Annotated in this window: 6 protein-coding genes and 1 pseudogene; 6 read left to right on the plus strand and 1 reads right to left on the minus strand. The window is 56.4% G+C overall.

Annotated features, from left to right (window positions below):
• The first annotated feature begins 363 nt into the window (after positions 1–363).
• Positions 364–681, plus strand: coding sequence for a DUF1476 domain-containing protein (locus BGN91_RS10475; RefSeq protein WP_292612888.1), 318 nt, complete (start codon positions 364–366; stop codon positions 679–681).
• Between the two features lie 21 nt (positions 682–702).
• On the opposite strand, the gene cynS is transcribed toward BGN91_RS10475, so the two are convergent.
• Complete coding sequence (gene cynS / locus BGN91_RS10480) at positions 703–1,191, minus strand: cyanase (RefSeq protein WP_292612890.1); 489 nt, start codon at positions 1,189–1,191, stop codon at positions 703–705.
• A gap of 582 nt (positions 1,192–1,773) precedes the next feature.
• Here cynS and BGN91_RS10485 point away from each other — a divergent pair.
• The 5 genes and pseudogenes from BGN91_RS10485 (at position 1,774) to BGN91_RS10505 (ending at position 5,019) form a co-directional block, all read left to right on the plus strand.
• Positions 1,774–2,262: a hypothetical protein gene (locus BGN91_RS10485; protein WP_292612891.1), complete on the plus strand. Its 489-nt coding sequence runs from the start codon at positions 1,774–1,776 to the stop codon at positions 2,260–2,262.
• 85 nt (positions 2,263–2,347) lie between these two features.
• Positions 2,348–2,679 (plus strand): annotated as a pseudogene (locus BGN91_RS10490) (type II toxin-antitoxin system RelE/ParE family toxin).
• A complete protein-coding gene (locus tag BGN91_RS10495) occupies positions 2,676–2,960 on the plus strand; it encodes an XRE family transcriptional regulator (protein WP_292612893.1) in 285 nt (94 codons plus the stop codon). Before BGN91_RS10490 ends, BGN91_RS10495 begins: the two are co-directional and overlap by 4 nt.
• A gap of 384 nt (positions 2,961–3,344) precedes the next feature.
• Positions 3,345–3,782 (plus strand): hypothetical protein, encoded by a 438-nt coding sequence (locus tag BGN91_RS10500; protein ID WP_292612895.1) that lies wholly within the window; start codon positions 3,345–3,347, stop codon positions 3,780–3,782.
• Entirely contained in the window at positions 3,766–5,019 is a 1,254-nt protein-coding gene (locus tag BGN91_RS10505) for a hypothetical protein (protein WP_292612897.1), read from the plus strand. The genes BGN91_RS10500 and BGN91_RS10505 overlap by 17 nt, the downstream gene beginning before the upstream one ends.
• Positions 5,020–5,210 lie beyond the last annotated feature (191 nt).

Consider the following 5,210-nt stretch of genomic DNA (forward strand, 5'->3'; position numbering starts at 1 on the left):
CGTAAAGCACCTTGGCCTTGCCTTCGTAAATGCGACGCCGACGGCTCATTGGGATGTACCGTGTGTTGTTGAAATCCATGAAGTTGGGTGCTCCGAGCGCTTGATGTGACCCGTGGCGGAGCTGCCGCGAAGGCCGGGACCTTGAACAGAACAGGAAACAGAACAAGAACCGAGCCTGCCCGCAACCTAGCCGATTGAGCCACCCGGCACAATCAATTCAGGCCTTTAGCGGGAAGTTTTATGCTCCCTGCGACCATGCGCCGGTTGTTCCCGGATCGGCCAATCTTTATCTAGGTTGTTGAACCGGCGGCGCAACGCGGCCGCTCGTGGCTTCTTCATCGGCAACGGAACGGGAGCCCGGCCATGACAACATTCGATAAACGTGAAGAAGGTTTTGAGAAGAAGTTCGCCCTCGACGAGGAACAGAAATTCAAGGCCGAGGCCCGCCGCAACAAATTGCTGGGATTGTGGGTCGCGGAAAAGCTCGGCATCTCCGGCGACGCCGCCGATGCCTATGCCAGGGAGGTCGTCGCCGCCGACTTCGAACCGCCAGGCGAGAACGACGTCATTCACAAGGTGTTGCGCGACCTTGCCGCCAAGGGCGTGCCGCTCGACGAAGAGCAGGTCCGCGCCCAGATGGACACGCTGATGGCGGAGGCCATCGCGCAAGTGAAGGCGTGAAGGCGAGAGCGACCGGCGCCGTCACTCCTCCTTGAAGCCGTATTCGAGATTATTCCCGGTCGCGCCGTAATACTTGAACGGCAGGAACTTGCCGCTCATGCCGATCCTGACGCGATCGCCCTTGGGATGGGCGACGCGCGCGACCTCCAGGTCGAAGTCGATCGCCGACATGATGCCGTCGCCGAATTCTTCCTCGATCAGCGCCTTCAGCGCCGGTCCGTTGATCATCACCAGTTCGTAGAGGCGATAGATCAGCGGATCGGTCGGCGGCATCGGCGTGCCATGCCCTCGCATCGGCACCTCGTTGAGCATCGCGATTTCCGTCTTGGAGAGGCCGAACAGCTTTCCGGCCGCCGCCGCTTGCGGCCTGGTCAGCTTCATGTGGCCGAGCAGCGCGCTGACGATCAGGATTTCCGAAAACCCGCCGATCTCGCCGGCGATGTACTTCCAGCTCCATTCCTTCTCGCGCTTGATGTCGAGAATCTTTTCGGTGAGGTCGGAACGCTTCATCATGTCCTCCCGTCTGAAAACGTCTGGGACAAGGGCCGTGCAATGCACGTGCCACGGACTAGTGCCGCCGATTTGAAATTCCTGCACCACTTGCAGCGGGTTCGTCTTCGGGAATTTCAAATCGAGAGCGGTACTAGAATCATAAAGTTGCTAGTACCCTTTGCTTTCCGAAGTTCGTTAAGGGGGTGTTGCGATGTCTCACGAACTTCGGAAAGCGGGTACTAGACAGCGTTTGGCCTGAGAAAATCGGCGCGGACGGCGAGCGATTGACCAGTTTTTGCGCAACGAATGCCGCATAAGCGGGCACTCCCTTAAACCGCGCAAATTGCCCGCGCGGCGGGACGAAAACTTAAAGCCTCGCCCTTGCCTCCGCCGGGTTATAGGATTATATTCCGCATCATGGTCCTGCCTCGCACCCCTCCCCTCACCCGCCTCCGCGTCACGCCGGACGAACCGGCCAATCCGCCCGCCGCGGGTCCGCCTGCCGTTGCAAAACGCAGCAGGCGCGGCAGGGGCCGGCCTTATCCGGATGAAACCGTCCGGCGGGTGCGCCACCTGCTCGAGACGACGACGCTCTCGCAGATGGAGATCGCGCGCCGGACGGGCGTGAAGCAGGCGACCATCTCCGTCTGGCAGCGGCATAATCGCTGGTTTCGGCCGCTCGGCGCGCCGCTCAATCCCGCGATCGCCTCGCTCTGGCGCATTGGCCCGGCCATGAAACTGAGTCTCCTGACCGGCCGGCTCGTGGCGATCGCCGAACGGATGACGCGCGAGCTGGAGGAAAACCCGGACACGGACATCGACAAATTGATGCAGGCGCTGCAGGCCGTGCGAATGGCGCGCGTCACGCTGCAGGGCAACCGGCGCCGCAAGCTGCTGATCGGGCGAGCCCGCACCGGTTTCGAGGTGATGGAAGAAGACGCGGCGATCTGCGCCGCCTTGAAGGAGATGCGCCGCGGCGGCGTCGACATCGACCGCGCCCCGCAGGAGGCGCTGGATTTGGTGATCGATGCGAATACGCCGGCGGAGAAGGATCATCCGGCGCTGAGGGAGAGAGGAAAAAGGCGGTGAAGGTAGGCGGATTCAAGCGCGAGCGTCTGCCGCCCGTTTTACGTTCGGGCTGGACTCTCTATATCAAAACTGATATAAATTACTGATGAAGCCGGTGTCCTTCATCGGAAATTCCCTGGACGCCAGTGCGCTCATTTCCTGACTGCGCGCGGAGAGAGGCAGGTTTCCAGATCGACCGGCTTCAGCGCGACCTCGATCCGGATGACTGGAAGCCGATGAAGACTACTCGGCGCGGGCGTCCGGGAAATCCGGGTGCGGGACGCCTCCGGCGCCTTTCGGGTGATCTACATCGCGACGCTGGAGGATGCCGTTTATATCCTGCACGCGTTCCAGAAGAAGACGGAGGCGACATCGAAACGCGACCTTGATCTCGCCACCACGCGGTTCAGGGACTTGATGCGGAGACAGCGACCATGAGCGAGCAACGCTTTGAGAGTGTCTGGGACGCACTGGAGAATTCTCCGGCCGAGGCCGCCAATATGAAAGCCCGCTCTGCCCTGATGATCGCCATCCGCGAGGTCGTCGAGGGCTGGAAGCTCACGCAGGCCGACGCCGCCAAACGGCTCGGCGTGACCCAGCCGCGCATGAACGACCTGCTGCGCGGGCGCATCGACAAGTTCAGCCTGGATGCGTTGATGATCATCGCGACGGACGCAGGCCTGACGGTCGAGTGGCGGGTCGGGAAGTCGGCGGCGTGATTGGCAGCGCTATAATTTTGCCCATGCTGAATCTGAGGCACGCTTAGGGGGTTGCGCCGCGGCGGCGTCGACATCGACCGCGCCCCGCAGGAGGCGCTGGACCTCGTGATCGACGCCAACATGCCGGCGGAGGAGGATCACCCGGCGCTGAGGGAGAGGGGAAAGAGGCGGTGAGGAGCGGCATTCCGGGGGAATTATCAAGAAGGAAGTCGATCATATTACATATTTGTGAGCCGAAATTCGTTCCGCCGCATACTAAACATTCCGTCCCTATCCAAGTGAACTTGATTAAGGAAATTTGGTTATGAAAGACTGGTCGAGTCTTGACCCAGCCATAGCGACGCAGATAGGTTCCCCGCACCTACAGCATTTAGGAGGAAAGTCATGATCGCGGAAAAGCCGACCGATCTTTCCTCGCTCACGCTGGACGCAGCTATCCAGCTAGACCGGCTCGAAAAGCATAAACCTGTAGATCGAGCAATTATTCAATCATTCGCAAAGTGCCTTTCTTCACCCAGCAGTTCTTCTGGTCGAGCAGACCTTTTCTGCTTGAACGAGAATCCAGTTGGCGTCGATATCCTCAGCTCCGCTCTAAACAATATCGAGGGCGCAAAGCTCGTTAATATCGGGGAGCTCGAAGCGATGCTAAAAACTCTTGTGGCCAAAGTTGACGACGTCGCCTCAGGAAAACATGTCGATGAACGAGAGATTGAAAGCCTCAAGAAGTTTTGTCTGGCTTTACATCGGACGCTACTAGAAGAGTTTTCATCGAAGACCGAAACTGACGAGTGGATGCCAGCGCTCTATGCCAGCGCTGCTTGACGTCGACTTTGTTAGTCAGAAAGTTCGAGCGGTATTAAGTCAAATAGACCTTCTGCGAACGTCTGACTTTCCTTACGCTGAGCCGAATTCGGCGCTCGGTGTACTCGCCGACGTTTATAGACGCGATTTAGAACGGCTAACGTCTCTAGACGAGACAGTAGACGAACACGTGCGCCAGCAAGCTTGTGCGCACGCGAATGCTCGCGTTTCCCAATACTATCCCGTCCTCGGGTTCATTTTGCGTTCTACAAATATTAGAAATGCTTTTGAAATTTACGACCCGCTCCTCCAGATGTGCCAAATTGTTTATGGCGCTGATGCAAAATTGATCATGAGTTCGGAATGGGTCTTTTCTCCCTTTACATATCCTGCTGTCACTGACGATCTTCCCCATCTCATGTTTATCGGACTCCCGTCTACAGAAGCGGGAAACTCCCTTATAATTCCACTTGCAGGCCATGAATTGGGACATTCGGTATGGAGACGGCCCGTTAATCGAAGCGTCCACATCTCTGCATTAGATAAACAATTGCAAACCGAACTGACCGCGGCATACACAACGCATTGGTCTGATTTTCAAAAAATGTTCGGCGTCACCAAGCCCGCAACTGAGTTGCTTACTGACCTATTCTTGAGAAGCTTTTGGACTCAATCGTACAAATTAGCCAGTAGACAGATCGAGGAACTATTTTGTGACGTAATTGGACTCAGACTTTTCGGCGAGAGCTTTCTTTATTCGTTTATCTACCTGATCTCTCCCTACATCGGCGATCGCGCACCTCACTATCCCACCCTCGCGGCAAGAGTGAACATCTTGCTCGAGGCAGCAACGCGGTTTTCGGTCGATATACCAAATGGATTTGCGTCCTATTTTTTGGATCCATCGAAGAAACTGAATAGCGCGGACAAATTTATGCTCGACATGGCAGATGCAGCGTCAAACGCACTTGCCACGAATTTGATTGTAGCGGTGGAAGCACATATTGCATCAACAACAATGAACCTGCCGACCAACGCTGAACGAGATCGAATAGTGAAGCATTTCTGCGCGCTGTCTCCTGCTTCGGACGTAAAATCCCTTGGCGATATCATAAATGCTGGATGGAAAATCAGATTAGATTGGGACTTATGGGGTGACTTCGGCTTCAACCAAACGACGAAAGCTGAAATATTAAACGACCTTGTTTTTAAGACGATGGAGGTATCAGAATTTGAGAGGCTAACAGCGGATGCTTAGTAGCACCGGCTTGATAGGCCGCCTCTCACTGGCTGATAGCGCTGATAAAGGCATGCTCTCGATCGTGCCGCGGCCAGATTTAAAAAATCTAGTGGTTTGATTCATTCGGACGATTCCCAAATGGAGCGAAGCAGTTCAAGCTCTGGGCATGAGAGCAGGAATTGTCGTGAACGTCACCCGAGCGGACCGCC

Source organism: Nitrobacter sp. 62-13 (genome assembly GCF_001896955.1).
Classification (GTDB): domain Bacteria; phylum Pseudomonadota; class Alphaproteobacteria; order Rhizobiales; family Xanthobacteraceae; genus Nitrobacter.

Coding starts and splice junctions, on each gene's coding strand:
- BGN91_RS10475 (WP_292612888.1), top strand. CDS start 364: ATGACAACATTCGATAAACGTGAAGAAGGTTTTGAGAAGAAGTTCGCC.
- cynS (WP_292612890.1), bottom strand. CDS start 1,191: ATGAAGCGTTCCGACCTCACCGAAAAGATTCTCGACATCAAGCGCGAG.
- BGN91_RS10485 (WP_292612891.1), top strand. CDS start 1,774: ATGGAGATCGCGCGCCGGACGGGCGTGAAGCAGGCGACCATCTCCGTC.
- BGN91_RS10495 (WP_292612893.1), top strand. CDS start 2,676: ATGAGCGAGCAACGCTTTGAGAGTGTCTGGGACGCACTGGAGAATTCT.
- BGN91_RS10500 (WP_292612895.1), top strand. CDS start 3,345: ATGATCGCGGAAAAGCCGACCGATCTTTCCTCGCTCACGCTGGACGCA.
- BGN91_RS10505 (WP_292612897.1), top strand. CDS start 3,766: ATGCCAGCGCTGCTTGACGTCGACTTTGTTAGTCAGAAAGTTCGAGCG.